Origin of the sequence: Bradyrhizobium sp. (assembly GCF_036735945.1) — a bacterium.
Classification (GTDB): domain Bacteria; phylum Pseudomonadota; class Alphaproteobacteria; order Rhizobiales; family Xanthobacteraceae; genus Bradyrhizobium.
The window spans coordinates 1-26,998 of sequence record NZ_DAINNI010000061.1 but is presented as its reverse complement, the minus strand read 5'-3'; the positions used below and the strand labels follow the sequence as shown (position 1 = coordinate 26,998).

Below are 26,998 nucleotides of genomic sequence, written 5' to 3'. Positions count from 1 at the left end.
ATCATGGTTGCCCATAGATTCAGAAATCCTCAGAAACGGCAACTGTAATGCTAGGACTGATGCGCGGCGGCCGGCGCCATAAGGCGCTCGAGCCGAACCCGCCAGACCTCAGGCCCCTCCTCAAGATAAGTCCATCGAAATCCCTCCCCGTAGCGGATTTCGAACTGATGGCGCAACGGCCGCGGCGCATGGTCAGCAATCAGTTGCAACGTTGCTTCGGGCATCAGGTTTTCGAACAGCTTGACGATGATCTCATGGCGAAATCTCGGCTCGATGTCCCGCACGTCGATGATGCGTTCGGATGGGCTACTGGCTTGCGGCATTAAAGGCTCCTGACGGTGTCGGCGCTAGCCAACCAGCCCTGGCGATTTCGCCATGGTGGCGCGCGCTCTGAGAAAATTGTTGGTCGTCGGCACGTCCGGATAGATCGCCGACAATTCCTGGAAACCTTGCTCCGGCGGCTTTTTGCCGTCGAGCACGTCACGGAATGTGTTGATCACCGCGACCATGTCGCAATGCTGTGGCGATAGCCGGAGCGAAGCGACATTCGCCCGCGCGAGATCGTCGAGATCGAGAATCAGATTGGTGCAGGCGTGCGCGAGCGTCTGAACCCCGTTCACAACCAGAAAACGCTCGTCGTCGAGCGTGTCGACCGGCAGGCCATCCGGATCGGCGGCGCAGACAAACCGGCAATTGTCCTTGGCAAGCTTGTGCAGGCGCGCGTGATAGCACCGGGCCGAGATCGCCAATGGGGCGCGGCCGAACGCGAAGACCTCGATCTCCGCCTGCGGTGTCGCAGCCGCAATGGCCGCAATCGATTGCAGCGGCAGTTCCGGAGGCAGGCAGATGCGCCGGGCGCCTTGCGCGGCCAGCCACTGCGCCGTGCCCTCGTTGTAGACATTGACGAAGGGACCGACGACATGCGGCCGCCCGCCGAGATGGGCGATGCAGGAAATGTCGTTAGCCTCGACGAGCCATTCGCCGGCATGGGCCAATTCCTCGGTGCGCCGGCGCTCCCGTTCCAGCGTGATCAACGCCAGCGAACTCACCAGCACTTCTTTCCCTGCCGCGGTCAGACGGTCGAGCACGGCCGGAAGATGATCGTCGAAGAACGGCATCCGCTTGGAGCAGACCACCTCCCCGACCGCCACTGCGTCGACGGCAGCCTCGTCGGCGACGCGAAAATAGAAGTCGCGCCAGACCTCCGGCTCCCAGTTGAACAGGACGGGACCCAGCGTCAGCTTCATTGGTGTTGTCATCGTCATGTCTTGATGGCCGGTCGCTCCCTATCGCCAGGTCTTGCGATAGGCGCCGAGTGTCGAGCTTTGTCCTTCGGTCAGCGCGGCCAGGCGATCGGCCGGCGGCTTCTCTCCGGCATCGAGCGCATCGAGTTGTTCGCGAAAGCCGCGCACCACGCCCTCGATATAGGCCCGGCTGCGCTGTCGCCCCTCGATCTTCAGCGCCGTGACGCCGGCGGCGCGCAGGCCGGGCAGAATGGCCGCCGCGTCGAGGCTGACCGGATCCTCGAACAGGTAACCGGTCCCCAGCGAAGTCTTGAAGCGGCCCTTGCACAGGGTCGGATAGGCAGCCGGTTCGCCCTTGGCAAATCGATTGATCGTAAAGTCGCCCAGTCGCGACACCAGCGTCCCCCCTTCGTCACGGTAGGCGACTTGGCTCGCCGGAGAACAGACGCCGTTCATGTTCGGCGACTGTCCCGTCACATGCGACGACAGGGAGCAGCGTCCCTCCGCCATCACGCATAGTCCGCCGAAGATGAAGACTTCGGTCTCGCAATCGATCGCGCGGGTGATCGCCGCGATTTCCGCGACCGAGAGGACGCGCGGCAGCACGACGCGCCTGACGCCGAAATGGCGCACATAGAAACCGATTGCATCTGGATTTGACGCCGCGGCCTGGACGGAGAGATGCAAGCGTTGATCCGGGTAGGTGCGCGCCGCATAGTCGATCAGGCCGACGTCTGCGAGGATCAGCGCGTCCGCGCCGGCAGAAATCGCATCGTCGACCGCGCGATGCCAGAGCGCCTGGGCGCCGGCCGTCGGAAACGTGTTGATGGCGACCAGCACCTTGGCGTCGTTCCGATGGGCATAGCCGATCCCCTCATTCAGCTCTCGGCGGCTGAAATTCAGGCCCGGAAAGTTCCGCGCGTTGGTCGCGTCGGAAAAGCCGCAATAGACGGCGTCCGCGCCGGCGTCGACGGCGACGCGCAGCGCGGCCGGCGTTCCCGCCGGACAGATCAATTCCATGTTCGCGCCCCCTCATGTTTCGCGGCGTTTGCCAGGTCTTTCAACCGCAGCAGTGCGCCGGCCAGCAGCCTTTCGCTCAAGGGCGCCAGCGGCCCGAAGAGGGCGGCGGTATCCGCGACCAGATCCACGCCCGCATCGTCGATCGCATTTCGCAGCGCGAGTACCGCCTCGACGTCGCCCTCGACCGCGAGGTCCCGCGAGAAGAATAGTGCATCGCCGTCATAGGAGCCGTCGATCATTCCCACGAGGCCCAGGAGGGGACCCGCGATCCGGGCCGGGATGCCGGCAGGAAGGCTCCGTACCGCGATGAGGCTCGGCGTTTTCGGGTGCGGCGCCAGCACGAACGAAAATGGCAGATCGGTAGGCTCGAGCCCAAAGCGCTTGTGCGCGTGTTCGCCAAGCCGCTCAAAAATACGCGGATGGCGCGCCACCACCGACCGCAGCACCAGCGATAGCGGCAACTGCAACGGCGCGAGCGGCAACGGCTGCAGGGTGCTGGCGATCAGGCGCGGGAGCATCGGTACGGGTGACATTCTTGCGCGGCCAGCCTTCATCCGCAGGGCACGTGGCGACCGGAACGGCGCATCCATCATCTTAATGCTTACCGTCACGGCCGGTGCCCGATCTTTGTCCTGGAACAAGGACGGCCGCAAAAATCTCGTAGACGGGTTCGTTTTCCGTGAGGTGCCCGTGCCCCGACGCGACTTGCCGCCGTTTCGCGATCTCAGAAGCTTCATGTCCCATCTGGAACGGGCGGGACGCCTCGTGCGAATCCGCGAACCGGTTTCGGTCGTGCATGACATGACGGAAATTCACCGGCGGGTTCTCCGCGCCAATGGTCCGGCCCTGTTGTTCGAAGCGCCGCTGATGCCCGATGGGACCGCGGGTGAAATGCCGGTGCTGGTCAATCTGTTCGGCACCAGCGAGCGGACCGCCTGGGGTTTCGGCGTCGAACCGGCAGGCCTCGGCGCGCTCGGGGAGATGCTGGCGGAGCTCCGCGAGCCGCGACCGCCGCGCGATTTGGCCGACGCGGTTTCGAAGATACCGCTTGCGCGGGCCGCCATGACGATGCGGCCGAAGACGGTTCATTCGCCGCCGGTCCAGGAGATCGTGTGGCGCGGGGACCAGATCGATCTTACCCGCTTGCCCGCGCAGATTTGCTGGCCGGGCGAACCGGCGCCCCTGCTGACCTGGCCGCTGGTCATCACCCGGCCGCCGGAGGAAGAGAGCGCAGACGAGATCAATGTCGGCGTCTACCGCATGCAGGTGATCGGCCGCGACCGCGCCATCATGCGCTGGCTGGCCCACCGTGGCGGGGCGCGCCATCATCACCGCTGGCAGGCGCGGGGAGCGGACATGCCGGTGGCGGTGGCGATCGGCGCCGATCCCGCAACCATCCTGTCTGCAGTGCTGCCGCTGCCGGAAACGCTGTCGGAATTCCGTTTCGCCGGGCTGATCCGCGGCGAGCGTTTGCGGCTTTCACCGTGCATCAGCGTACCGCTGATGGCGCCGTCGGATGCCGAAATCGTCATCGAAGGCATGGTGTCGCCGCAGGAGACCGCGCCGGAAGGCCCGTTCGGCGATCACACCGGCTATTATAATGCCGTGGAGAATTTTCCGGTGCTGCGGGTGACCGCGGTCACGATGCGGCGCAATCCCGTCTATCTGTCGACTTTCACCGGCCGGCCGCCCGACGAGCCGTCGCGCATCGGAGAAGTGCTCAACGAGCTGTTCGTCCCCCTGGTCAGGAGGCAATTGCCTGAAATCGTGGACCTCTGGCTGCCGCCCGAAGCCTGCTCGTACCGGATGGCGATTGCCTCGATCGACAAGCGCTATCCGGGCCAGGCGCGCCGCGTCATGCTTGCGCTATGGTCGTTGCTGCCACAGCTCACCTATACCAAGTTCCTGATCGTGGTCGATGCCGACATCAACGTGCGTCGCTGGGCCGATGTCGCCTGGGCCGTCTCGACCCGCTCGGATCCCTCCCGCGATCTGGTCACGCTCACGGATACGCCGATCGACTATCTCGACTTCGCGTCTCCCAAGGCTGGCCTCGGCGGCAAGCTCGGGATCGACGCGACCCGCAAGACCGGTGCCGAGACGACGCGCGAATGGGGTCGCGTCCTCGAGATGGACGCTGCCGTCACCGCCCGCGTCGATGAGCTATGGCAGCGGCTCGGCCTGCCACAGATGCCCCAGGAGAGACCGGCGCTATGACAGCACTTCCCCGGATCGTCGTCGGCATCAGCGGAGCGTCGGGCGCGGCGCTGGGCGTGCGCGTCGTCGAGCTGCTGGCGGCAACCGGCCGGTGCGAACTGCATCTTGTGGTCACGCCAGCCGGCGAACGGACGCTGGCCCATGAGGCCGGCGAGAACGCCCTGCCCCGCATCGCAGCACTGGCGACGCACCACCATGCGAATGCCGACATCGGCGCCAGCATCGCCAGCGGCTCCTGTCGAACGGCCGGGATGATCGTCGCGCCGTGCTCGATCCGGACCTTGTCCGCGATCGCAGCCAGCGCCACGGACAATCTCCTGGTCCGCGCTGCCGACGTTCAGCTCAAGGAGCGGCGCAGGCTGGTGCTGATGGTGCGCGAGAGCCCGCTTCATCTCGGCCACTTGCGGGCGATGGCGGCGGTGACGGAATTCGGAGCGATCGTTGCGCCGCCGGTCCCGGCGTTCTACGCCCGGCCGGCTACGCTGGCGGAGGCCCTCGATCACATGGCGCGCCGCGCCATCGGTTTGCTCGATGTCGAACTCGGCATTTCCATGCGCGAATGGGAAGGCTGAACCGCAATCCTGACCGGGAGTCGATCGACGCTATGGTTGGAAGGCGCTTCCGGAACAGCTGATGATGACACGCTGCCTCCCGAGGTCTCCGCCTCACGCCGAAGCCAAACCATGCGCTGCCGGCCCGCGCTGGCGAGAGATCCGCACATACGCCCGATCCATCGCCAGAATGCGCGGAAACTGAAGGTCAGGAGGACCTCATGGTGCCGCATCCCCTTGCCGCCCTTGACCAGGCCGAGATCGCGGATGACGCAATACGTCCCGCTGCTCATGCGGGAGAACTTCGCACCTTGAAAATGACTGCGCACACGCGGCAACATGCCTGCAGCATGCACCGCGCGCCGATTCCGTCAATCTTGACGGCCAGCGAATCAACAGCGCCGAAATGCGAAAGCCGTCAGAGCGTTGCGTTGTTGCCGCGGTCCGCGATCCGATAGATCTGCGCCGTCCGAACCGGCACGCGATCCAGCACCTCGCGGCGCTCATCCATGCGCGCGCTCGGCGCCTCCGGCTGGGCAAAGCATTCGAGAATCCTGATCCGGATTTCTTCCGCCAGTGGACCTTCGACCTGGCGCATGCGATTCCAGAGCCGGATGATTTCGCGTTGCTTCTCGACGTCCATTGGTCACCTCCGAAGATGATTCAAAGGAACATAACAAGAACGATATTGCAAGCTGCAAATCGGCTCTAGAAGCAGAGACTGAGAATCTTCAACCGGCAGGATTCCGCTGCGTGCGATTTCGGCTTCGCGGCCTTGGCCTGCCTTATTTCCTTCGAACTCTGTGGCGGAGCCTTCGGCTTGGGGCGCTCATAGTCGCCTGCGATCACCATGGCCCAGTAGGTGCGGCCGGTCTTCGCGCTCTTCACGCTGGCAACGCCGACGCGCGTCGCGCCGGGCAGCAGCAGGTTTTTCCGATGCCCCGACGAATTGATCCACTGGTCCAGCGTTTTTGGAAAGCTCTCGTAGCCATAGGCGATGTTCTCGGCGGCGCGGCCGGCGTTCGCAGGACTCATGCGCGAATTGAAGTTGCCGAGGACGTTGTGATCCAGTTGGTCTTTGGTGGCCATCGCCTGGGCCTGGTCGTGCGCAATACGCGTCAGCGTCGTGTCGAGCGTCACGCGCTTCTCACCGTGCTTCAGCCGAAAATCGGAAATTAGTTGCGCGGGGTTGGCCGCGGCTATCCGGCTCCCGGCTATCGCGCCAAGGCAGATCAGCAGTCCCAGCAGCAGGGCCTGCCGCACCACAACGGTCTTCCTACCAGCCACAGATAGTTCCCCTGCCCCCCGACCATGCCGGGAAGATTCAAGCCGAAAAGAATGCAGCAAGCCATTGATTTTATTGGTCGGGGCAGCTGGATTCGAACCAACGACCTGCAGTACCCAAAACTGCCGCGCTACCAGGCTGCGCTATACCCCGATCCGATACTTCAGGAAATGCGTCGATACACGCTAAAGCCGCGGCCAGCAAGGCAATGGCTGCCGGCAAGGCGATGGCTGAAGGCTCAGCGCTTGCTGAACAGCGGATGGGCCACCCGGTCGCCGGGCTGGATCCCGTACTTCTGCGCCGTACCGGCGATCACTTCCAGCACGCCGCGGGCCAGTCCCCCCGAGGAGATGATCTTGGTGGAGAACGGTTCGGTATTTTCGGCGATGCGCAGGATACGGCCGTCGGCGCGGATGAAGATCATGTCGAGCGGAATGTAGGTGTTCTTCATCCACATCGAGATCTGCTGCTCCGGCGCGAAGTCGAACAGCATGCCTTTTCCGTCAGGCAATTCCTTGCGGTACATCAGCCCCGTCTGCTTCTCCTCCTCCGTCGTCGCCATCTCGACCGAGAACACGTGCACGCCCGACCTGGTGGCGATCTCGAGCGGCTGCACGCTCGCGGCCCTTGCGGGAGCCATGCAGTGCGCGGCCAGTACGGCAGCGGCCGCAACAAGCGACATCATCAGGCGGTTCCGGATTTGAAGCCGCGCAACCAAGGAAACGAAATTCATCGAAGCACTCACGCCGGTATCTCGGGAAATTGGCCGGAGACCTCACGCCAACGACCCTGGCTCAGGGATGCCGGCAAATACCATACGCCGCCGCGCAGGTGCACGGCGGCCGGCTCACGTTTCCGTCAGCGGATAGCGGGTCTAGTGCGAGGACAGCGCCGACGGGCCGGTCTCGGGATGGATCTCGGCCGCCATCATGCCCTTGGAGCCGGGCCCGAAGCGCACCAGCACGTACTGGCCCGGACGCAACTCGGTCATGCCGAAGCGGCGCAGCGTCTCCATGTGGACGAAGATGTCCGGGGTCCCCTCGCCGCAGGTGAGGAAGCCGAAACCGCGCAGCCGGTTGAACCACTTGACCTGGGCCCGCTCCAAGCCGCTGGTCGGCGTGACGCTGACATGGGTCCGCGGCGGCAGCATCTGCGCCGGATGGATCGCGGTGGACTCGTCCATCGAGGCGATGCGGAACGCCTGATAGCCCTTGGCGCGCTGCACACATTCGACAACCACGCGCGCGCCCTCATAGGCGGTCTGGTAGCCGTCGCGCCTGAGCACGGTGACATGCAGCAGCACGTCGGGCCAGCCATTATCCGGCACGATGAAGCCGTACCCCTTCGAAGCGTCGAACCATTTGATGACGCCGGATATCTCGACAAGGTTGGCCGCGGCATCGCCGAGCCCTGAAAAAGCATCCACCACCGGATCGCGCGGTGCGCCGGCTGTGTATTCACCTGGTCCAAGCCTGTTTTGCCCTGTCCCGCCTGACGGCGGCCCCCCGAGCTTCTTGGACCCCAATTCGTCCGACCCCATGACCCCGGACCTCACACTTCAAAAAAGCGGCCCGCTGTCGCCTAAGCGGACCGGAACACGCGCCCCCACCATGACCATCATGCGAACGCAAGCGCGAATCTCTCGAATCAAAAGATAACACTACCGACTGCGTCGCATACTAAAAAAAACAAAATTGCGGAGGCTATGAACAGGCTTGCACAGTCGCGAATCACTCGAATCGATTCGATCAGTTGCCGACGAACGGCCCGAGCGTCTCTCCGATGTCGTAACGGATTACCAGATCGGCGACATCGTCCTGTTCCGTCGGCTCGTTGTTGATGATGACGAGTTTTGCACCGCAGTTCTTCGCCATCAGCGGAAAACCTGCGGCCGGCCAAACGACTAGCGACGAACCGATGGCCAGGAACAGGTCGCATTGCTGCGCCAGCTCTGTGGCGCGGCGCATCTCGTCTTCCGGCATCGCCTGTCCGAACGAGATCGTTGCCGTTTTCACCGGCTCGCCGCAGACGGTGCAATGCGGTGCGTCGCCGGTTTCCTCGAAACGCGCCCGAACCCAATGAAGTTCGTAGGCATGTCCACAGCCGATGCAGCGGGCATAGGTGGTATTGCCATGCAGTTCGATCACGTCGTCAACCTTGAAGCCGGACGCCTGGTGCAGATTGTCGATATTCTGGGTGATGATCGCAGGAGTCTTGCCGGCCTTGTAAAGCGAGGCCAGCGCGCGATGCCCGCGGCCGGGCCTGGCCGCCGCGAAGGTTTCCTCCATCGCAAAGCGCCGCCGCCACGCCTCGGCCCGCGCATCGGCGCTGGCGACGAATTCGTCGAACGCAATCGGACGGTGGCGGGTCCACAGCCCGCCGGGGGAACGGAAATCCGGGATACCGCACTCGGTCGAGATGCCGGCTCCGGTAAAGGGGACGATACAGGCGGCTTCGGCGATCATGTCGCCGAGCTGCTCGACGCCGCTGCGCAAGTCCTTGGCGATCACCGCTGATAGCTTCCGAATGGTTGGCCTGGGCCGACTATAAGCGCGGCCATTCGGATTACCAGATCGGGCGCCATTCGGCGGCGCGGCATATCAGGCCTACTTATACCTCCTGCTCGGTCGCGCGTCCTCACTCGCGCCCCATTCGCCCGTGCCTCTCATGGCTGGACGCGAATCAAACGAGAAGATGGATGGCGAAGGCGGAAAGAGAAGAACGGCTCGCGCGCGAACGCGCCGAAATCGCGGCACGCGTGGCGCGCTTCAGGGCAACGCAGCAGAAATTCGAGCGCGAACGTGAAGAATATTGCGACACGACGTTGGCCAACGCCGTGAATGGATCCGGCCGTTCCGTATCCTGGCGATAAGGAAACATGGCTAGCGCTCCCGCGCATTCGCCAGCCAAGCGGTCATGTGGGTCTGACCATCGGATTGCACAGGAACGAAAACCTGCCTCGCGGAGTTTACCCGCAGGGAAAGGTGCGTCATGCCCGTATGGATGGAAATTCTGATCAATGTGATCGGCTATGCCGGCTTCATTGCGATCGCGACCTATCACAAATCATCGCGGGGGAAGTTGCCGGACCGCTAAACGTGACCCGATGCGCGTCGCGCGATCGCGGAAAAGACTCCTTTTGTTCTCGTGGAACGAACAGGGGCCGCATTTTCCGCGCTGGTCGCTCTCTTAAGGTACCGTTACTTCGCCTTCGCGATCGTCGAACCTTTCTGGCGGCATCCGTACTCATCTAATAAGGTGCTGCCATGACCCAAGCCGACCACTATCGCGAGCAAGCCAGCAGAGCCCGCCAGCTCGCTGAAGCCGTCAAGGACCCGGAAGCTTCCAGGAAGCTGATCGAGATGGCCGAGGAATTCCGCCTTTACGCCGAGCGATTGGAGCAGACCCATTAAATGTTGTGTATCGGCGAGCAATCGATGCGGATCGTAACCCGCCGTTTACCCATCCTCGTATAAAGGCCCCGCCGTTAACCCAACCTCTTTACAAGGCGTAAATGTGCACCTGACAGGATTTCGGTCAGGAGGGGTTTACCATGGTCATTTATCCGATACCGGTTGAAGTGACGCAGGCCAGAGTTCAGCTCGTCGTCGATCAAACCGCCAAGGCGCCGCAGCACACCATCAACCAGGACCTTCAGGCCGTCGACCATGCCAAGGCAGCCGCCGTGGAAGCGGCCATTGGCACGATGCAGTCCGAAGAGCCGCCACTGGTGGACGTCAAGGTCTGACCTGACGGCAATACCAGACGTTCGCGCGAGAGCCTGACGTCGCCGGGCTTTGCTCCATCACGCGCGCAATCGCGATGCGGATGCATCACCTGCTCTGACCACGCGGCGTACAGCGCTCGCAAAGAAGCCACGGCCGCTTCGCTACCGCTCGATCACTTCGGTCCGGTAGATCTGCGTCCCCGTGGTCTCGACAATCCGGCCCTTCAGCGATTTCACGAACGCCCGCGATCCCTCCACCGCGAAATGCGTGCGCAGCGCAGCCTCGTCGGCCCAGCGCTCGAAGAAGAACAGCCGCATCGGATTCTGGCAGTCGACGTGAACGTCATGCGAGATGCAGCCGGGCTCTGTGCGGGAGCGTTCGACATGCTCGATACATGAGCGAAGAACGTCGTCGAACGTATCCTCGCGCGCCACAATACTGCCGGTCACGATGATCATGCGCCCCTCCGTTCGCGCCCCCCACCACCCGCCCCGGGTGGCGCCGGTCGTTACGTCGAGGCGGGCAACTCTTTCGTTAGTGGATCAGGCGCGTCACCACAAGCGATGCCACCAGCATCAGGCCGAGGCTGCTCGCGATCGACAGTTTCATCCGGACCGTCCTGGCATCGGTGATCGGGAGAACAAGGAAGAAGATCATCGCGAAAATGAGCAGGCCGTAGAGCAGGTACATGGTCGATCCCTCCGTTCGTACCACCATGGAAGAAAGCGACAATCGCGTATGTGTGGGGGATCACGCCGGGATGGATGCGCCATGACGAAAAATCACGAAAACAACCCCATGCAAAGTAGCGAAACTGCAATTTTACGCTTTTTATTACCTATATCACAATCTGTGCGTGCCAGACATTTGCGTGGAATTTCGGGAGCGACTGCATGTTTGGGAAGTTTCTGCGTGACGAGAGCGGCGCCACCGCCATCGAATACAGCCTGATCGCCGGATTTATCGCCCTTGCGATCATTGCCGCCGTCGGGATGACCGGTCAACGGCTCGTCGAGTTGTTCGAGAGCCTGATCCCCGCGCTGACGCGCTAATCCGAACGGGCGCGCTTGTGATCACACGCACCCGGATTTTCGCAACATGGGGCACCCCCTGCCCCGCGCTGCCGTTTGCTGCTACCCATGGTCCTCGGGAGCTGAAACGAACTCCAGTTTTCGCAAGAACTCAAGAGGACAACAAACATGCGCTATCTCCACACCATGCTGCGCGTCCGCAATCTCGATACCGCGATGAAGTTTTACCGGGACGCGATGGGGCTGAAGGAAGTACGCCGGGTCGACAACGAGAAGGGCCGCTTCACGCTGGTGTTCCTGTGCGCGCCCGAGGACGAGGGCCTGTTCAAGGCCGCTCCGCAGAATCGCGGCGCGCCGCTGGTCGAGCTCACCTACAATTGGGACGAGGAGAAATACGGCGAGGACCGCTATTTCGGCCACCTCGCCTACGAGGTCGACGACATCTATGCGACCTGCGACCGCCTGATGAAGGCCGGCGTCACCATCAACCGCCCGCCCCGCGACGGCAACATGGCCTTCGTGCGCTCGCCGGACCTGCATTCGATCGAGCTGTTGCAGAAGGGTGAGCCGAAGCCGCCGGCGGAGCCGTGGACCTCGATGCCGAACACCGGTCACTGGTAGGTCTTGTACAGGCTCTTGTCGCTGTCGGAGATTCCGGAATCGTAAAACGTTCCTTTGCGCATGGCCTTTCTGCGCAGGAACCGGCCGCACCATCGCGCGTTTTCTCCTCGATGCACTCAAGGAGGAAATGATGGGACGAGGAATCCTGTTGTGGTTGCTGGGCGTGCCTATTCCGGTGATCATTCTGTTGTGGCTGTTCTTCGGCCATTGATCGGCTGTTACCGGACACGCCAGGAATCGGGGCTCTGTCGCGCTGCGACAGGGCCCGATTTTTGTTGACGCAAGGGCACGCTTTTTCGCCGATCTTCCGCTATTAACGGCCGTCAGAGAAAATCAGCGGGAGCAACGCGCGTGGCCAACAGCAACAAACAACAACTCACCATCTGGGGCCGGGCCAATTCGGTCAACGTCCAAAAAGTGCTGTGGTGCCTCGCCGAGCTCGACCTCGCCTTTGATCGCATCGATGCCGGCATGCAGTTCGGCAAGAACAACGAGCCGGCCTATCTGGCGATGAATCCGAACGGCCGTGTCCCCACGCTGGTCGACGGCGACTACGTATTGTGGGAATCCAATTCCGTGATGCGCTATCTCTGCATGGCCTATGGCGGGGGCTCGCCGATCTACCCCGCGCAGCCGAAGGCGCGCGCCGGCGTCGACCGCTGGCTCGACTGGACGCTCTCGACGCTGCAGCCGGTCGACCGTCCGGTGTTCTGGGCGCTGGTGCGCACGCCGGTCGAAAAGCGCGACATGGTCGCGATCCAGAAGGATGTCGACGCCGAGGCCGCGGTCTGGCGGATTCCCGAGGCGCAACTCGCGAGCCGGCGCTTCATCGAGGGCGATCAGTTCACCATCGCCGACATCGCGGTCGGCGCGTTTGCGCGGCGCTGGTTCGGCGTCGAAGGCGTAACAAAGCCGAAGCTGCCGAACCTCGAACGCTGGTTCTCGCAGTTCGCCGTCCGTCCGGGTTTCGCGCGACACCTTTCGCAGCCGATGACGTGACGGCCTTCAGCGCGAGCCGCTGGAAATGCCGCCACCCACGCTGATAGCGCCGCCGATCTTCATGCAGGTGGTGGTGCCCTCGATCATGACAAAGCCCGCGCCATACTCGGCGCAGGCATTGGCCGAACTCGGCCGCTTGACCGGAAGCGGCTTGCCTGACGGAGCCGCCTTATAGGATTTCCGGGAATGAGGTTGTTCCGCGACCGCGGCAACCGAAGTCAAGACCAGTGCCGTCGCAAGCAGGATGAGTTTTAGCATCCCGCCTTTTATCGCTGCGCGCCGGGCAGTGCCAGCGTAGCGGGAAAGCTTAGCGGACGAACTTGACGCCGACCGTCTTGCCACGGCGCCAGACCACTTCGCAGCGGCGTCCGGTCCTGGCATCGCGCGAAAACGCCAGCCGCAGTTTCGCCGGCAGCGAGTTCGGATCGTCGATCGTGACCTTCGCGCCCGTCGTGGATACGTCCTGCACCACGCATTGGCGCGCGGCAAAACCGCCGTCGAGCGTGATCCACCCGGGCTGCCTCACTGATTTGCGCGTCTCGCGCTTCTTGCCGGATAGCAAAGCCATGCTGGAAATCTCCCCCGGACACTTGCTTATCCGAGGTGGCTTTAAATTCCGTTGCAGGGCGCGGGAGATCTCTCCCGAGGCGTCCCGCCTTCCGATGTCGTCAGGGGATGTTCTGAGATTTCAATGGCCCAAAAGACCCATTGTGGCGCTCCCTAGCGGAATCGAACCGCTCTCTCCACCGTGAAAGGGTGGCGTCCTAACCGATAGACGAAGGGAGCAAAAACAACCGGAAAATCAAGGCGTTATATGCTTGATGGCCATGTTGGCCGCCAGCCCGCCATGGTCCATGGCGGCGGCGACGGGCGAACGTATAGTGGCGTTTGGCCGGGCGGGCAAGCCGCTGAAAACGTTTTGCCAAATGTATGCGCTGTCCGTTCCCGAAGAGTTCGCAGTCCCTCTTGCTCGCCTGCAGGCCGAGGCCGAGCGCTCATCCGGCACGCAGTTTTTCCCACCTGTTGCCGGGTGGACGTGTCGTCATGGGCGACTTCTCTGAGGAGGCAACGGCGCGAGGGACGTTACGTCGCCGACAAATGCATCAGCCTTCGGCAGCGCGCGAAGAACTCCGCCCATTTGCCGCGCGCCTTGGCGCAAGGCTCCGTGTTCCGTCATTTTGCAAACACGTTCGGAGCCCGAGGCAACCATTTTCCCGGCTTAACGGAACCATCTTCGAAGCTCAAGTTACCGTTACCACTCATCAGAAGGTCGTTACCGCTCTCCGGAAAGACGGACTGCGCCGTGTGAATAAAAGGGACTGGGAATGGACATAGCCGCAATTGCAGTCACAAGCTGTGTTGGAATTTACGTCGGACTCCGCTTTACCTTGCGTTACTATTTCCCGCCCGATGCCTGATCGACCGAGCAGGCGACGCGTTGTGCCGACCGCGTCTCATATCGGCAAATGTAGTGCATCTCGTCACGACCAACTCTCCCCGCGCGGTGAAGGATCGCGCGGTCTCCGAAACAACCTTCGCACGAACCAGCGAACGGAATGACCAACTCGATTGGCCGACTCGGCATGCGGCGAGACCAGGTTTCGTAACGCGCGCGGTCGGCCTCGAAGAACGCTATGAATTGCGCGCGCCGGCGACGTGAAAGCCGTTCCTTCCGACGTGACTGGGCTGGTAGAATGCGCCCGCAGCCGCAACGTCGGCCTTCACGCTATTGCGGAAACAATGCCGAACTACTTCCTCAGGGAAAATGCCAGGATAACGGCTGGCGCGGTGGCGGCGCTGGTGATTGTGGCATGGCTCGCGATCATCGCGCTGGCATTCCTCTCACTTGGATAAGGGTCGCCATTCCGTGTACGTTCACGGAACTTTGTTCTGTCCTCGCGAAAAAGTGAGGAACTTTGTTCTACCCCGGAGAACTACGGGGATACAGGTGCGTGCACTCCATGATTGATCATCTTCCGCGTGCAAATGGCGCGCGTGTCCTGGCCGACCTTCACGCATTGCGCGCAATCGGCACATATAAAACCGGGGTTCACAAGCCGACATTCTCGGAACCGCATCTGCGTTCCCTGCAGTGGCTGGTGCAACGGCTGCCCGAGGCAGGTCTCGCAGGTGAGATCGACGGCATCGGCAACGTGATCTCCGCCAGCGCGAAAGCCGGCCCGAAACTGCTGGCGGGCTCGCATCTGGAAAGCCAGAACCATGCGGGCTGGCTCGATGGACCGCTCGGCGTGGTCTACGCCCTCGAGGCCGCCCGCGTCATCAACTGCGATCCAGCGACATCAGGCGCGGTCGAGGTTGCGGCTTGGTGCGACGAGGAAGGGCATTTCGGGCACTTCCTCGGCAGCCGTTCCTATGTCGGCGCAGTCAGCGAAGCCGACATCGATGCCGCGCGCGATCGCAGCGAGGGCCGAACCATGCGCGAGGCTCTCGCGAGCGCTGATCTCGCCGGCCGCCCTCGCCTGCAGGCCGAGCGCGGGCGCCACGTCGGTTATCTCGAGGCCCATATCGAACAGGGCGAGACGCTGGAAAGCAGCAACCTCCAGATCGGCGTCGTCACCTCGATCGTCGGGATCTGGCAATACCGCATCACCTTCACAGGCGAGCAGAACCACGCCGGCACGACGCGGATGGCCATTCGCCGCGACGCCGGCCTGGCGCTCGCCAGATTCTGCGTCGCGATCGACGATCGTTTCCCGGCGGCCTGCGGTCCGCGTACGGTATGGACCACCGGACGCATCACCCTCGAACCCGGCGCGCCCAGCATCATCCCGGGCGCGGCGGAGATGCTGTTCCAGATTCGCGATGACGATCCCGCTGTCATCGCGCGGCTGGAGGATCTCCTCCACAGCATGGCCGCGGAGGTCGATAGGCAAGGCCGCTGCGGCGTCGCCGTGGAGCGCATCCGCACCGGCACGCCCGCATGGATGGACGCCTCGTTCCAGCAGGCCATCGAGGCCGCCAGCACCGACATTGCCGGCGGCAAGTCGTTGCGCATGCCGAGCGGCGCCGGGCACGACGCGCAAGTCCTCGCCACCATCATGCCGTCGGGCATGCTGTTCGTGCCCTCGATCGGCGGCATCTCGCATCACTGGACCGAGAACACCGCCGACGCCGATATCGTCATCGGCGCCGAGGTCTTTGTCGAGACCTGCCGCCGGCTGCTGGCGCGATGAGGCGGCGCAATCTCCGAGATGACCGCTAACACCACGCCCACCAACTCGATCCGGAATGTCCCGCCGAGCATATGGGTTCTCGGCTTCGTCTCGATGCTGATGGATATCTCGTCGGAGATGATCCACGCCCTGCTGCCGATCTATCTGGTCTCCGTGCTCGGCGCTTCCATGGTGACGGTTGGCGTTATCGAAGGCATTGCCGAGGCGACCGCTTCCATCACCAAAATATTCTCCGGCGCCCTTTCGGACTGGCTTGGCAAGCGAAAATGGCTCGCCGCCATCGGCTACGGCCTCGCCGCCGTCACCAAGCCGGTCTTTCCGCTGGCGCCGACCATTGGCTGGCTGGTGGCCGCGCGCTTCGTCGACCGGATCGGCAAGGGCATTCGGGGCGCGCCCCGCGACGCGCTGGTGGCGGACCTCTCGCCGGCCGAACTGCGCGGCGCGAGTTTTGGGCTCCGCCAATCGCTCGACACGATCGGCGCCTTCGTTGGCCCTCTGCTCGCCATCGCCCTGATGTGGTGGACGGCGGACAACTTCACAACCGTGTTCTGGTTCGCGGTTATTCCGGCCTTCCTGGCGCTGGCGCTGATCGTCTTCGCCGTGCGCGAGCCGGAGCGGTCGCAGGGGCTGCGCGCGGTGCGCAATCCGGTCAGCCCCGCAGAGATGGGGAATCTCGGAGCGGCCTATTGGTGGGTGGTGGCGGTCGCGACCGTATTCACGCTGGCGCGCTTCAGCGAGGCATTCCTCGTCCTGCGCGCGCAGAATGTCGGACTGCCGATCGCGCTCGTGCCTGGCGTACTGGTGGCGATGAATTTGGTCTATGCACTCGCGGCTTATCCCGCCGGCGTCATCTCGGATCGCATCGGCCGCACCGCCGTGCTGGCGGCCGGCATGTTGTTGCTGGTTGCCGCCGACATCGTGCTGGCTCTGCTGCCGTCGATCGCCGGCGTTGCACTGGGCGTCGTCCTCTGGGGCCTGCATATGGGGCTGACGCAAGGGCTGTTGGCCGCCCTTGTGGCCGATACCGTACCCGCCGAGCTGCGCGGCACTGCCTATGGCTTCTTCAACCTGCTCGGCGGTGTGGCGATGCTCGCGGCCAGCGTCATTGCCGGTGCGCTCTGGGATAGCACCGGACCGCAGGGAACATTCCTGGCGGGCGCCGGTTTCGCGGCGATAGCGCTTGCGGGATTGCTGATGGTTGACGGCAAGATCGGCAAGCCGGACGGCGGCCGGGATCCGACGCCTGATTAAACAGGCGTTGGAAGCCTGAGCCGGGCAGCCCAGCCCGTTGACCGGACCTGCCCGGCACCCGAAATGTTGATAGCGGCCGGCGTGGAATTCAAAACCTGCCTGCCGACAAGGAGCCGCGTTCGACTTTCCTTGCAAAGCGCTGAAGATACGGCCATTTTCGAAAATGAGGTAAAGTTCCCCCGATGCTGCTGCTGCAGGCTCTCCCCACATCGATCGGCGTTGCCGCGATCGCCCCGGCATTGCTGGTGCTGTGGCTCGTCATCGCTGCCGACGAACGTCCGGGGCCGCCTGGTCGGGTATGGCTCGCGTTCATCCTTGGGGCTGCCAGCATTTCGCTGCTCGGCATCGCACGCACCCCGTTTGCCGCGATCCTGGCCGTACCGGGCAATCCATGGATGACGCAGGCCCTGCGTTCGGTCTTCGGGGTCGCCGCGCCCGAGGAGATCGTCAAGGTCCTCGTCATCGTCCTTGTCTCGATGTCGGTGCGCAAACGCACCTTTGCCGACCCAATGGACACGGTCGTCTATGGCGCAGCCGCCGGCCTCGGCTTCGCCGCCTACGAAAATCTTGCCTATCTGGTGCAGCATTCGGACATGTGGCGATCGCTGGCCGCGCTGCGCAGCGTATTGACGGTGCCGTTTCACGGCGCGCTCGGCATCATCGCGGGCGCCTATATTGCGATCGCCCGCGCCGGAACGGCGCTCGGCGCACACCGTCATCACCGCGACTGGGCGCGCATCTCGAGCTGGGCGCTGGCGCTGTTCGCGCCGGTCGCGCTGCATGCCGCCTTCGATTTTCCGCTGCTGACCTTGCAGAAGCATCCCGATCTCGGCCCCACCACGCGGTTGCTGCTCGGCGCGGCGAGCCTCCTGATCGGCTTCAGTTCGATCGGATTTGCCGTCCGGCTGGTGCGGCGCGTCGGCCGTCATCATGCGCCGCGCACCGAAATCGGGCGCGAGCGGCTGAGCCAGTTGCGGCGGATGTGGGCGCTGCTGCTCGTCGGCAGCGGCGCGGGCTTCGCCGGCGCGGCCTTCGTGCTGACCTCGCTGCATCACTGGTTCGTCCATCCCGACCGCAACGCCTCGCTGCTTCTGATTCCGCTGGGCGTGACCTCCATTCTGATCGGTCTGGCGCTGCTGCTGGCGACATCGGCGGTCTACGTGTTCGGCCGCAACCGCATCAGGAGATCCGCGGACGGATTCTCCTCCGCGGCCGAAACAGGCTGAACGTCATCCATCTGTCGTTGATCTTCCGCAAAACCGCTCGCGAACAATTCTCACCCGCCGTCAGCACAGCGGCTATATTGGCGTCGCCATCGTCGGCAGGCACCGGGAGTTCGCAATGACCCTTCCCCAGGACAATCCACCGGACATCGAGAAACTGCAGTCCGAAATGAACGCCGCGGCGAAGGCACACTGGAAGGCCTTCCTGTTCGAAGGCATCGTGCTCGCCCTGCTCGGCCTCGCCGCGATGATCGTGCCGCCGCTGGCCAGCTTCGCCGTCACCATCTTCCTCGGCTGGATGTTCCTGATCAGCGGCATCGCCGGATTGTTCGCCACCTACTGGGCGCGGCAGACGCCGGGCTTCTGGTGGTCGCTGTTCTCGGCGGCGCTCGCCGTACTCGCCGGCGGAATCCTGCTGGCGCGTCCCGCGCAGGGCATCCTCACGCTCACCATCGTGGTCGGCGCATATTTTCTGGCGGAAGGCGTCGTCACCATCATGTATGCGCTGGAGCACCGCCGCGAACTGTCGGGGCGCTGGTCCTGGCTGCTGCTATCCGGCCTGATGGATCTCCTGATCGCATTCATCATCGTGGCCGGGCTGCCGGGTTCGGCGGAATGGGCGATCGGCCTTCTGGTCGGGATCAACCTCGTGCTCGGCGGCGCGTCGCTGGTCGGCTTGGCGCTCGCCGCGCGCAAGAGCTGATGCCGCCGATTGCGGGGGTGACAAGCCCCCACGGTTGCGCTATAGAGCCCGCCATGATCACCTTCGCCGCCAGCAACTTTTGGTATTTTAGCTACGACAGCTCGCTGGCGGTGGGAGGATCGCGCTCAATCTGATGAATTGAAGCAGAAGTCCAAACAGCCGCCAAACCTGGCGGCTTTTTTGTTGGCCGGCAGGTTTCCCCAACCAGGAGCCAGAGCCGTGTTGAGCACCACCGACGACCTTCGAATTAGCGAACTGAAAGAACTGAGTACGCCGCAAGAGGTGATGGGCGAGATACCACGCACCCTGACCGCGACGCGCGTGGTGATGGCGGCGCGCAACGCCATTCACGCCATCCTGCACGGCACCGACGACCGCCTGCTGGTCGTTGTCGGCCCCTGCTCGGTCCACGATCCCGCCGCGGCCGTCGACTACGCCGAGCGGCTCGCCGCCTTGCGCGAACAGCTTGCCGACCGCCTCGAGATCGTGATGCGCGTCTATTTCGAGAAGCCGCGCACGACGGTCGGCTGGAAGGGGCTGATCAACGACCCCAACCTCGACGGCAGTTTCGACATCAACAGGGGCCTCAGGCTCGCCCGCAATGTGCTGTCCGCCGTGAACAATCTCGGCCTGCCCGCCGGCACGGAATTCCTTGACATGACGACGCCGCAATACATCGCCGACCTGATGGCATGGGCAGCGATCGGCGCGCGCACGACCGAAAGCCAGATCCATCGCGAACTGGCGTCGGGCCTGTCCTGCCCGGTCGGCTTCAAGAACGGCACCGACGGCAATGTCCGCATCGCGGCCGATGCCGTGAAGTCGGCCTCGCATCCCCATCACTTCATGGCCGTGACCAAGGGCGGGCGCTCGGCGATTGCGGCCACCACCGGCAACGAGGACTGCCACATCATCCTGCGCGGCGGCAACAAGCCGAACTACGACCATGACAGCGTCGAGGCCGCCTGCGCGGAACTCGTCCGCGCCGGCGTCGCGCCGCGTATCATGATCGACACCAGCCACGCCAACAGCTCGAAGAAGCCGGAGAACCAGCCGCTGGTCGCCGCCGACATTGCAAAGCAGATCGCCGACGGCGAGCAGCGGATCAGCGGTGTGATGATCGAAAGCAATCTGGTCGCCGGCCGGCAGGACGTGGTGCCGGGCAAGCCGCTGACCTACGGCCAGAGCATCACCGACGGCTGTATCGACTGGTACACGACGGTGTCGGTGTTGCACGGCCTCGCCGATGCGGTCGAAGCGCGACGGCGTACGCAGTCACGCAAATTCCCGGAGGAGCGTTCGGCCTGACACACGAAATGGTGAGGCAGGGCGCGCCATCAACGCGCGCCCTGCCTCCGCTCAAAAAGTTGACTGCTTGTGGCGTACCTCACATCGCGGCATCGCGCTTGACGGTATTCATGTCAACGGGGGTCTCGTGCTGAACGAGGTTCTGCGCGTTTGCGCGCCAGGTATTTTCAGACAAACTACCTTTTGGAATAGTGCAATGATACATTCTGCCGTTCGATTGCTCTTTGTTGCAGCCCTCCTTGCTCCGATTACCGCATCTGCCGCCACTGATCAGGCAAAGGTTCAGTTTTGCTGGGCAATGGGAACGCACGACCATACGATCTACTACGCTGAAGTCGACAATCGCGAGGACCGTCAGATCAGCTTCGATGCGTTGCTCGAGATTTCAGGCATCGATCATCAGCCGGTGAAATGCAGCACGTCGGATCAGCCGACGCACCGTTCGGCGCGGGCGCGGTTGATGAAGGACTGGCTGGAGTCCGAGTTCGAGATCGTGAACACCACGTTTCTCTCCGACCTCGATTACTGACATCTTCCGACAAGGTCGAAAGCGCCGGCGTCGGTCGCGCGCTATCGTCCGATCGTCACGCCTGCAACGGAACGCAAGGCGCCCTTGACGCTCGTGGCGTTCATGTCGTCGAGCATCTCCCGCGTGAGGACGGTGGTTTGGCCGGGAATATTGAGGATCGGCTCGGCCGCCCGCGACGAGGAAAGCCGATCGGCCTTGTAAGGCGCCGCTCGATCGACATGTGCGCCGACCGGTAGCGTTCGCGCGGCGCTATGTTTCCAGCGTGGCGCCCGTAGCGGCGCGTGAGCGGATCGTACAGCGGTTGCTGCTCCCTGCGCCTGCGCATGGCGCGGCTCGGCGGAAGCTATGGCAACCGCACCATCGCAAACGCAAATGGCGGCAATTGCGATCACTCGCAACATAGCAGCGGACATGCGGCCTCCCGTCGGTGCATCAGCCTCGCCGGAATATATCATAGACGATGGCGCCGCGGTCGTGCGCTCAACCAATTTGTGATCGGCGGCCGACGGTTCACGCGGCGGTCGGCTGCGACGCGACGAGTGATCGGATGCGCTCGGCGTCCGAAGTGGTGGCCGGATTGTAGACGATCATGCCGAGGTCGGGCCGGCCATCGACCGCAAAGGCCGAATACTCCATCATGATCGGACCGAGGATCGGGTGCCGCAGGCGCTTGATGCCCTCGCCGCGAACGTGAACGTTGTTGTCGCGCCATAGCACGACGGTAGCCGCGCGGTTCCAGGCAACGACGTCCCAGGTCGCGGTCTTGATCAGGGCGGGACTGACTTCGAACGCATCGAGCAGGCGCTGCAGACGGGGCGTGACGCCGTCGGCCGCCCTGTAACGAACCTCGGGCGGACGGCCGAGCCCGAGCAGGAACACATGCTCGCGCTCGATATCGGTCAGCATCAGCGCGCCGGCAATCCGGTTCAGGACATCGGCCGAGGGTGCGCCGCCCCGTCCCTGTTCCAGCCAGGTGTACCAGGTCGGGCTGATATTGGCGCGCTGGGCAACCTCCTCCCGCCGCAGCCCCGGCGTCCGCCTGCGTCCCGCGGCAAAGCCGAACGTTGCCGGATCGAGCCGGCTGCGGCGATCTTTCAGATAGGCTCCGAGCGGATTGTCGGTTTCGACAGGCATGCGATGGTGGAAGGCGGAACAGCCGGGGCTGCTCGCCGACCTCGATCAAGCCAGCTATTTCGACGCGTTGCGCGGACTGGCGTCTTGAGCGCCCGGCAACAAGCGTGTATCGGCGCGGACGGAATCCGGATGCCGCGTCGGCACCTGGCCCGGTCAAGTATTTCCAGGTGATCGATTGATTTCAAAACCGTCGACGACCCCCACGGCCGCATCGAGTTCGTTCGCGGCCATGAAGTCCGTGCCGTACCGCGCCCAGTTCGCTGCCTACGTGCTGGCCATGATGGCCGACAATGTCGAGCATGTGATCAGCTATTGGGTGGTGTTCCAGAAATTCCATTCGCCGGCACTCGCGGGCTTTGCGGTGCTGTCGCACTGGCTGCCCTTTCTGTTCTTCTCGGTCGCCGTCGGCGGGCTCGCCGACCGCTACGATCCGCGCCGCATCATCCAGTGCGGGATGCTGCTGTTCATGGTGGCGTCCGCGGGCTGGGGCATCTTCTTCATCACCGACACGCTGCAGATGTGGCACGCGATGCTGCTTCTGGTGATTCATGGCTGCGCCGGCGTGCTGTGGCAGACGCCGAACCAGTTGCTGCTGTACGACATCGTGGGTCCCGCCGATCTGCCGAGCGCGGTGCGGTTGAACGCGATGGCGCGCTATCTCGGCATCCTGGTCGGGCCCGCCATGGGCGGCGTCATCATGCTGGCGCTGGGCCCATCCCACGGCATCATTCTCAACACGCTGTTCTACCTGCCGATGCTGCTCTGGCTTTTCTGGGCGCCTGTCCGCGACAAGAGCCTTGCTCTGAAGCGCTTCGCCGTCCGCGGCCTGGCCGACATCCTGCAGACCATCCGCGACATCGCCACGCACCGCGTCCTGACCTCGATGACGCTGCTCGCCGGCCTGACCTCTTTCATGATCGGCAATGCCTACCACGCCCAGATGCCGGGATTCGCCGGCGACCTCGGGCACGGCGATCCCGGCGTGTCCTACAGCCTGTTGCTCGCCGCCGATGCCGCCGGCGCGGTGCTCGCAGCGATCGCGCTGGAAGCATGGGGACGGCTCAGGCCAAGTCCACGGACGGCCATCACCCTCGCCATTCTGTGGGCGCTGTGCCTGCTCGCCTTTGCATCGACGAGCATCTTCCCGCTCGCGAGCGCGCTATTGTTTGCCGCGGGCTTCTTCGAGCTGTCGTTCAACACGATGGCGCAGGCGCTGGTTCAGATCAACGCCCCCGCCGACAGCCGCGGCCGGGTCGTCGGCCTGTTCAACATGGCCGGGCTCGGCATGCGGGCCTTCAGCGGAATTACGGTAGGCCTCGCCGGGGCGGCGATCGGCATTCACTGGTCGCTCGGCCTGTCGGCCGCGATGCTGCTGGTCTTTCTGACGGCTCTCTACAATCGCGCGGCAAAGCCCGGCTAGGCGTCGCCGGGACTGTGGCGGACGCCACTAGCAGCCGCGGCAGATGCTCTTGATCTTGCGGTCGAGCGCGGCGTTTTCCTTGCTCAAGGGATCGTTCGGGTCGTTGTACTGGCCCTTGTCGCTATTGGGCAGGTCGCTCGGACGCGGCTGGCGATGACCGACCGGTGCCTGCATCACCCCGCCGCTGCCTCCGCCCGAATTCTTCGAGACGGACGACGACCCCTGCGCAAGCACATCCGCGCCGCCGATCAGCACCGTCAGCGCTATCGAGAGGATCGTGGTTCGCATGTTGGTTCTCCCGTCTTCCTGTTGCTGCTATCGCGCCGGCACGTCAATCGTCGCACAGTTGCGGCGTCCCTGTCCGGCGCAGTCCTGCGCCTTTCGTACATCGGCCATGGTGCCGAGCAGCCAGATTCCGGCGGCCACCAGCACCACGAAGAAGCCGAGCAATACCGCATTTTCCAGCCCGCGATGACGCTCGTCTTCCGGCGGCTCCCGTTTCTCCTCGCCGTTCTCCGTCATCGCAGGTCACGACTCGGGCGGGTAGAGGTGAACGTCGCCGCAATAGTCGACGATACGATACCGCGTTTGCAAGGATAGTTCACTTCCCTGCGAATTCGCATGCGACAAATAATGCGGCCCAATCGGCGCCTTGCCATGGCCCCCGGGGATATCGAGCACATATTCGGGCTGACACAGGCCGGAGACGCGCCCCCGCAGATGCCGCATCAGTTCCTGCCCCTCTGCGATGGTGGTGCGCAGATGTGCGGTTCCCGGCGCAAGGTCGCCATGGTGCAGGTAATACGGCTTGATTCGATTTTCGACGAAGGCCCGCATCAACGCTTCCAGCGTCGCCGCGTCGTCGTTGACGCCGCGAAGCAGCACCGTCTGGCTGACCAGCGGAACGCCGGCGTCAGCGAGCCGCGCACAGGCGCCGCGTGCCTCGCCCGTCAACTCGCGCGGGTGATTGGCATGGACGGCGATCCAGGTGGTGACGCCGCCGGCGCGCAGCGCCCCGATCATGTCGGCATCGATTCGCCTGGGTGCCGCCACCGGCACACGGGTGTGGAGCCGCACGATCCTGACGTGGTCGATGCCTGCGAGATCGGTCATGATCTCGGCAAGCCGCCGCGGCGACAGCATCAGTGGATCGCCGCCGGTCAGGATGACTTCCCAGATTTCCGTGTTTGTACGGATATAGTCCAGCGCGGCGCGGTAGGCGGTCTCCGACAGCGCGGTCGCCTTGCCCGGCCCGACCATTTCGCGGCGGAAGCAGAACCGGCAATAGACCGCGCAGACATGCACCAGCTTGAACAGCACGCGATCGGGATAGCGATGCACGATGCCGGCAACAGGCGAATGCGCATCGTCGCCGATCGGGTCGGCATTCTCGCCAGCCGCCTGCACCAGTTCGAGCGCGCTCGGAATGAATTGCCGCGCGATCGGATCATCGGGATCTTCCGCGTCGATCAGGCCGGCGACCTCTTGCGTGACGGCAACCGCATAGCGCGCCGCGACCTGTTCGAGATCGGCGAGATCGGCAGGCTTCGCCAGCCCGCGCTCGATGAGGTCGGCAGGCTGCCGCAGCGTTGCCAGCAGTTTCGGATCGATCCTGTTCATGTCTCTCCTGGCGGCGGTGTCCACACCACCTGATCTATTCGCAGCGCGCCGGTTGCCAGCATCACCAGCCGGTCGAAACCGAGCGCGACACCGCTCGACGGCGGCATGGCGGCAACCGCTGTGAGGAAATCCTCGTCCAGCGGATAACGCTCGCGATAACGCCGCTCCTTCTCGTCCATAGCAGCCGCAAAGCGGCGGCGCTGCTCATCGGCATCAGTCAATTCGCCAAACCCGTTGGCGAGTTCGACGCCGCAGGCATAGACCTCAAAACGTTCGGCGACGCGCGGGTCGGCCGCCTTCGTCCGCGCCAGCGCGGCTTCGGGCGCCGGATATTCGAACAGCACGGTCAAACGTCCCAGCCCCAGATTCGGTTCGACATGCTCGACCAGTACCTTGCTGAAGATATCAGACCAGGTGTCATCCTCGGTGATCCGCACCCGCGCCGCGGCGGCTGCCGCCAGCGCGGCGCGGTCGCCCTCGCCATTTGCAATGGTGGCCAACAGGTCGATGCCGGCAAAGCGTTCGAAGGCGGAAGCGACCGTCAGCAATTCCGGCTCGGCAAAGGGATCGGCCGTCCCGCCGCGAAACGAGAAGCTGCCGATGCCGGTCGCCTGCGCGGCATGGGCGATCACGACGATGGTGTCGGCCATGATGGCGTCATAGCTCTCATTGGCGCGGTACCATTCCAGCATCGTGAATTCGGGCAGATGCAGATCGCCGCGCTCACGATCGCGGAACACGCGCGCGAACTCGAAGATCCTGGTTTCGCCGGCGACAAGCAGCTTCTTGGCCGCAAATTCTGGCGAGGTGCGCAGATAGCGTGTCGCGCCGTTGCCATCGCTGCCGATGATTTCGGTGCGCGGCGCATGCAGATGCGTCTCGTTCCCGGGCGATACCTGGAGCACGGAGGTCTCGACCTCGGTGAACCCCTGCCCGTCGAACCAGGCCCGCAGCGCCCTCGTGATCGCGCCGCGCGCCATCAGGAACGGCCGGCGGTCGGCGTGCCGCGCGGCCGACCACCATGGTGAGGGCTGGTCCGTCACGCCCATCAAGCGCCGCCCTTGCCGCGCAGCGGCGCGTGCTCCGCAAGGCCTGAAAAGGCAGTCAAGGAACCCGGAGAATGCCATTGAAACTGTTCGACTTTCCTTATGGTTTCGGAAGCAGGCGATCAGCTCCCGCGTCTGATCCGTCCTTCATGGCGAAACCGGCTCGGCTTGTCCATTCCGCCCCGCAGGTGCGTCGAAGGCTGGCGCTGCAAACGGCGCGACGCGGCCGCCGCCAAAGGCGGCGAAACAGGGCCGATATGGCCTCAAGCAGCCCCACTGGAGGGGCGCAAAACGCTGGCATCGACGGGCGAAATCAGTATGTTGCAGCCCGAAACCGCCTGATCGGCCACTGCGGACGCCCCTGTCTGCACGTGGCCCGAAGGCCAGAAATTCGGGAAAATCGCTTTGAAAGTCATCGCCAGCTCTATCCGCAAGGGCAACGTCATCGAACAGGACGGCCGGCTCTATGTCGTCCTCTCGGCCGAGAACATCCATCCCGGCAAGGGAACTCCGGTCAGCCAGATCGAAATGCGCCGTATCGGCGACGGCGTGAAGGTATCGGAGCGCTACAAGACCACCGACCAGGTCGAGAAGGCCACCGTCGAGGATCGCAACTTCAACTACCTCTACGAGGATGGTGACGGCTTCCACTTCATGAACGCCGATACCTATGACCAGGTCCAGGTATCGAAGGAGATCGTCGGTTCGTCCGCGCCCTATTTGCAGGAAAACATGACGGTGAAGCTGTCAATGCACGACCTCAACCCGGTCGCGATCCAGCTTCCGCAGCGCGCGACGCTGGAAGTTGTGGAGACCGAACCGGTGACCAAGGGTCAGACCGCGTCTTCTTCCTACAAGCCTGCTATCCTCTCCA

35 protein-coding genes and 2 tRNA genes are annotated in these 26,998 nt (G+C 63.7%); 16 read left to right on the top strand and 21 right to left on the bottom strand.

What is annotated here, in order from left to right; all coding sequences use genetic code 11:
• Nucleotides 1-50: 50 nt before the first annotated feature.
• From V7E26_RS19005 to ubiT, 4 genes are read right to left on the bottom strand one after another with little or no spacing between them, the layout of a single operon-like run.
• On the bottom strand, nt 51-323 hold the full coding sequence (locus V7E26_RS19005; RefSeq protein WP_324418834.1) for a DUF2249 domain-containing protein: 273 nt from the start codon (nt 321-323) through the stop codon (nt 51-53).
• A 24-nt stretch (nt 324-347) separates the two neighbouring features.
• The gene (gene ubiV / locus V7E26_RS19000; RefSeq protein WP_324418840.1) at nt 348-1,247 is read right to left on the bottom strand and encodes a ubiquinone anaerobic biosynthesis protein UbiV; all 900 of its coding nucleotides are present in this window, start codon (nt 1,245-1,247) and stop codon (nt 348-350) included.
• A gap of 39 nt (nt 1,248-1,286) precedes the next feature.
• A complete protein-coding gene (gene ubiU, locus V7E26_RS18995; RefSeq protein ID WP_324418832.1) occupies nt 1,287-2,264 on the bottom strand; it encodes a ubiquinone anaerobic biosynthesis protein UbiU in 978 nt (325 codons plus the stop codon).
• Nucleotides 2,255-2,782: a ubiquinone anaerobic biosynthesis accessory factor UbiT gene (ubiT, locus tag V7E26_RS18990; RefSeq protein ID WP_324418830.1), complete on the bottom strand. Its 528-nt coding sequence runs from the start codon at nt 2,780-2,782 to the stop codon at nt 2,255-2,257. Before ubiT ends, ubiU begins: the two co-directional genes overlap by 10 nt.
• Before the next feature lie 217 nt (nt 2,783-2,999).
• Here ubiT and V7E26_RS18985 point away from each other — a divergent pair, with 217 nt between their 5' ends.
• Together V7E26_RS18985 and V7E26_RS18980 are read left to right on the top strand one after the other, a co-directional pair.
• Nucleotides 3,000-4,481 carry a UbiD family decarboxylase gene (locus V7E26_RS18985; RefSeq protein WP_324418828.1) on the top strand — a complete coding sequence of 494 codons (1,482 nt, stop codon included), beginning with the start codon at nt 3,000-3,002 and terminating at the stop codon, nt 4,479-4,481.
• A complete protein-coding gene (locus tag V7E26_RS18980; protein WP_324418826.1) occupies nt 4,478-5,053 on the top strand; it encodes a UbiX family flavin prenyltransferase in 576 nt (191 codons plus the stop codon). Before V7E26_RS18985 ends, V7E26_RS18980 begins: the two co-directional genes overlap by 4 nt.
• A 397-nt stretch (nt 5,054-5,450) precedes the next feature.
• Here the strand turns inward: V7E26_RS18980 and V7E26_RS18975 are convergent, their stop codons facing one another.
• The 6 genes from V7E26_RS18975 to V7E26_RS18950 all read right to left on the bottom strand — a co-directional run bounded on the left by V7E26_RS18975 (nt 5,451) and on the right by V7E26_RS18950 (nt 8,827).
• Entirely contained in the window at nt 5,451-5,675 is a 225-nt protein-coding gene (locus tag V7E26_RS18975) for a hypothetical protein (RefSeq protein WP_324418823.1), read from the bottom strand.
• A 65-nt stretch (nt 5,676-5,740) separates the two neighbouring features.
• The gene (locus V7E26_RS18970) at nt 5,741-6,319 is read right to left on the bottom strand and encodes a CAP domain-containing protein (protein ID WP_442893429.1); all 579 of its coding nucleotides are present in this window, start codon (nt 6,317-6,319) and stop codon (nt 5,741-5,743) included.
• A 74-nt stretch (nt 6,320-6,393) separates the two neighbouring features.
• Nucleotides 6,394-6,470: transfer RNA gene (locus V7E26_RS18965), tRNA-Pro, on the bottom strand.
• 85 nt (nt 6,471-6,555) lie between these two features.
• Nucleotides 6,556-6,999, bottom strand: a complete 444-nt coding sequence (locus tag V7E26_RS18960) for a DUF192 domain-containing protein (protein WP_442893430.1) — start codon at nt 6,997-6,999, stop codon at nt 6,556-6,558.
• Between the two features lie 192 nt (nt 7,000-7,191).
• Nucleotides 7,192-7,857, bottom strand: a complete 666-nt coding sequence (locus V7E26_RS18955) for a cold-shock protein (protein WP_324418819.1) — start codon at nt 7,855-7,857, stop codon at nt 7,192-7,194.
• Between the two features lie 208 nt (nt 7,858-8,065).
• Nucleotides 8,066-8,827, bottom strand: coding sequence for an SIR2 family NAD-dependent protein deacylase (locus V7E26_RS18950; RefSeq protein ID WP_324418816.1), 762 nt, complete (start codon nt 8,825-8,827; stop codon nt 8,066-8,068).
• A 188-nt stretch (nt 8,828-9,015) separates the two neighbouring features.
• Here V7E26_RS18950 and V7E26_RS18945 point away from each other — a divergent pair, with 188 nt between their 5' ends.
• The 3 genes from V7E26_RS18945 to V7E26_RS18935 all read left to right on the top strand — a co-directional run bounded on the left by V7E26_RS18945 (nt 9,016) and on the right by V7E26_RS18935 (nt 10,065).
• Entirely contained in the window at nt 9,016-9,189 is a 174-nt protein-coding gene (locus V7E26_RS18945) for a hypothetical protein (RefSeq protein ID WP_324418815.1), read from the top strand.
• A 394-nt stretch (nt 9,190-9,583) separates the two neighbouring features.
• Nucleotides 9,584-9,730, top strand: a complete 147-nt coding sequence (locus V7E26_RS18940; protein WP_324418813.1) for a hypothetical protein — start codon at nt 9,584-9,586, stop codon at nt 9,728-9,730.
• A 140-nt stretch (nt 9,731-9,870) separates the two neighbouring features.
• The gene (locus tag V7E26_RS18935) at nt 9,871-10,065 is read left to right on the top strand and encodes a hypothetical protein (protein ID WP_324418811.1); all 195 of its coding nucleotides are present in this window, start codon (nt 9,871-9,873) and stop codon (nt 10,063-10,065) included.
• A 141-nt stretch (nt 10,066-10,206) separates the two neighbouring features.
• Here the strand turns inward: V7E26_RS18935 and V7E26_RS18930 are convergent, their stop codons facing one another.
• Complete coding sequence (locus tag V7E26_RS18930; protein WP_324418809.1) at nt 10,207-10,503, bottom strand: putative quinol monooxygenase; 297 nt, start codon at nt 10,501-10,503, stop codon at nt 10,207-10,209.
• 76 nt (nt 10,504-10,579) lie between these two features.
• Entirely contained in the window at nt 10,580-10,735 is a 156-nt protein-coding gene (locus tag V7E26_RS18925) for a hypothetical protein (RefSeq protein WP_324418807.1), read from the bottom strand.
• A 203-nt stretch (nt 10,736-10,938) separates the two neighbouring features.
• Between V7E26_RS18925 and V7E26_RS18920 the strand changes: the two genes are divergently transcribed.
• The 3 genes from V7E26_RS18920 to V7E26_RS18910 all read left to right on the top strand — a co-directional run bounded on the left by V7E26_RS18920 (nt 10,939) and on the right by V7E26_RS18910 (nt 12,696).
• The gene (locus V7E26_RS18920) at nt 10,939-11,097 is read left to right on the top strand and encodes a Flp family type IVb pilin (RefSeq protein WP_108519496.1); all 159 of its coding nucleotides are present in this window, start codon (nt 10,939-10,941) and stop codon (nt 11,095-11,097) included.
• Between the two features lie 147 nt (nt 11,098-11,244).
• Complete coding sequence (locus V7E26_RS18915; protein ID WP_324418805.1) at nt 11,245-11,697, top strand: VOC family protein; 453 nt, start codon at nt 11,245-11,247, stop codon at nt 11,695-11,697.
• A gap of 351 nt (nt 11,698-12,048) precedes the next feature.
• Nucleotides 12,049-12,696: a glutathione S-transferase family protein gene (locus V7E26_RS18910; protein ID WP_324418803.1), complete on the top strand. Its 648-nt coding sequence runs from the start codon at nt 12,049-12,051 to the stop codon at nt 12,694-12,696.
• Nucleotides 12,697-12,702: 6 nt separating this feature from the next.
• Here the strand turns inward: V7E26_RS18910 and V7E26_RS18905 are convergent, their stop codons facing one another.
• The 3 genes from V7E26_RS18905 to V7E26_RS18895 all read right to left on the bottom strand — a co-directional run bounded on the left by V7E26_RS18905 (nt 12,703) and on the right by V7E26_RS18895 (nt 13,482).
• Nucleotides 12,703-12,954 (bottom strand): hypothetical protein, encoded by a 252-nt coding sequence (locus V7E26_RS18905; RefSeq protein ID WP_324418801.1) that lies wholly within the window; start codon nt 12,952-12,954, stop codon nt 12,703-12,705.
• A gap of 49 nt (nt 12,955-13,003) precedes the next feature.
• Nucleotides 13,004-13,264 carry a PilZ domain-containing protein gene (locus tag V7E26_RS18900; RefSeq protein WP_324418798.1) on the bottom strand — a complete coding sequence of 87 codons (261 nt, stop codon included), beginning with the start codon at nt 13,262-13,264 and terminating at the stop codon, nt 13,004-13,006.
• A gap of 143 nt (nt 13,265-13,407) precedes the next feature.
• A tRNA-Glu gene (locus V7E26_RS18895) sits at nt 13,408-13,482 on the bottom strand.
• A gap of 1,175 nt (nt 13,483-14,657) precedes the next feature.
• On the opposite strand from V7E26_RS18895, the gene V7E26_RS18890 reads away from it, so the two are divergent.
• The 6 genes from V7E26_RS18890 (at nt 14,658) to V7E26_RS18865 (ending at nt 20,904) form a co-directional block, all read left to right on the top strand.
• Complete coding sequence (locus V7E26_RS18890; RefSeq protein WP_324418796.1) at nt 14,658-15,890, top strand: Zn-dependent hydrolase; 1,233 nt, start codon at nt 14,658-14,660, stop codon at nt 15,888-15,890.
• Between the two features lie 18 nt (nt 15,891-15,908).
• Entirely contained in the window at nt 15,909-17,141 is a 1,233-nt protein-coding gene (locus V7E26_RS18885; RefSeq protein ID WP_324418794.1) for an MFS transporter, read from the top strand.
• A 182-nt stretch (nt 17,142-17,323) separates the two neighbouring features.
• Nucleotides 17,324-18,367 (top strand): PrsW family glutamic-type intramembrane protease, encoded by a 1,044-nt coding sequence (locus V7E26_RS18880; RefSeq protein ID WP_324418792.1) that lies wholly within the window; start codon nt 17,324-17,326, stop codon nt 18,365-18,367.
• A gap of 115 nt (nt 18,368-18,482) precedes the next feature.
• A complete protein-coding gene (locus V7E26_RS18875; protein ID WP_324418791.1) occupies nt 18,483-19,067 on the top strand; it encodes an HdeD family acid-resistance protein in 585 nt (194 codons plus the stop codon).
• A gap of 219 nt (nt 19,068-19,286) precedes the next feature.
• Nucleotides 19,287-20,375 (top strand): 3-deoxy-7-phosphoheptulonate synthase, encoded by a 1,089-nt coding sequence (locus V7E26_RS18870; RefSeq protein ID WP_324418789.1) that lies wholly within the window; start codon nt 19,287-19,289, stop codon nt 20,373-20,375.
• Between the two features lie 298 nt (nt 20,376-20,673).
• The gene (locus V7E26_RS18865) at nt 20,674-20,904 is read left to right on the top strand and encodes a hypothetical protein (RefSeq protein ID WP_324418787.1); all 231 of its coding nucleotides are present in this window, start codon (nt 20,674-20,676) and stop codon (nt 20,902-20,904) included.
• Between the two features lie 41 nt (nt 20,905-20,945).
• Here the strand turns inward: V7E26_RS18865 and V7E26_RS18860 are convergent, their stop codons facing one another.
• Together V7E26_RS18860 and V7E26_RS18855 are read right to left on the bottom strand one after the other, a co-directional pair.
• Entirely contained in the window at nt 20,946-21,359 is a 414-nt protein-coding gene (locus V7E26_RS18860) for a Plug domain-containing protein (RefSeq protein ID WP_324418785.1), read from the bottom strand.
• A 55-nt stretch (nt 21,360-21,414) separates the two neighbouring features.
• Nucleotides 21,415-22,038, bottom strand: a complete 624-nt coding sequence (locus tag V7E26_RS18855; protein ID WP_324418783.1) for an MmyB family transcriptional regulator — start codon at nt 22,036-22,038, stop codon at nt 21,415-21,417.
• A 178-nt stretch (nt 22,039-22,216) separates the two neighbouring features.
• Here V7E26_RS18855 and V7E26_RS18850 point away from each other — a divergent pair, with 178 nt between their 5' ends.
• The gene (locus V7E26_RS18850; protein ID WP_324418836.1) at nt 22,217-23,458 is read left to right on the top strand and encodes an MFS transporter; all 1,242 of its coding nucleotides are present in this window, start codon (nt 22,217-22,219) and stop codon (nt 23,456-23,458) included.
• Nucleotides 23,459-23,485: 27 nt separating this feature from the next.
• Here the strand turns inward: V7E26_RS18850 and V7E26_RS18845 are convergent, their stop codons facing one another.
• From V7E26_RS18845 to epmA, 4 genes are read right to left on the bottom strand one after another with little or no spacing between them, the layout of a single operon-like run.
• Complete coding sequence (locus tag V7E26_RS18845) at nt 23,486-23,746, bottom strand: hypothetical protein (RefSeq protein ID WP_324418781.1); 261 nt, start codon at nt 23,744-23,746, stop codon at nt 23,486-23,488.
• Nucleotides 23,747-23,773: 27 nt separating this feature from the next.
• On the bottom strand, nt 23,774-23,980 hold the full coding sequence (locus V7E26_RS18840) for a hypothetical protein (RefSeq protein WP_324418779.1): 207 nt from the start codon (nt 23,978-23,980) through the stop codon (nt 23,774-23,776).
• A 6-nt stretch (nt 23,981-23,986) separates the two neighbouring features.
• Nucleotides 23,987-25,078, bottom strand: coding sequence for a lysine-2,3-aminomutase-like protein (locus V7E26_RS18835; protein ID WP_324418777.1), 1,092 nt, complete (start codon nt 25,076-25,078; stop codon nt 23,987-23,989).
• The gene (epmA, locus tag V7E26_RS18830) at nt 25,075-26,127 is read right to left on the bottom strand and encodes an EF-P lysine aminoacylase EpmA (protein ID WP_324418775.1); all 1,053 of its coding nucleotides are present in this window, start codon (nt 26,125-26,127) and stop codon (nt 25,075-25,077) included. Before epmA ends, V7E26_RS18835 begins: the two co-directional genes overlap by 4 nt.
• Nucleotides 26,128-26,529: 402 nt before the next feature.
• On the opposite strand from epmA, the gene V7E26_RS18825 reads away from it, so the two are divergent.
• The coding region (locus V7E26_RS18825; protein WP_324418773.1) for an elongation factor P at nt 26,530-26,998 on the top strand (469 nt) is incomplete at its 3' end.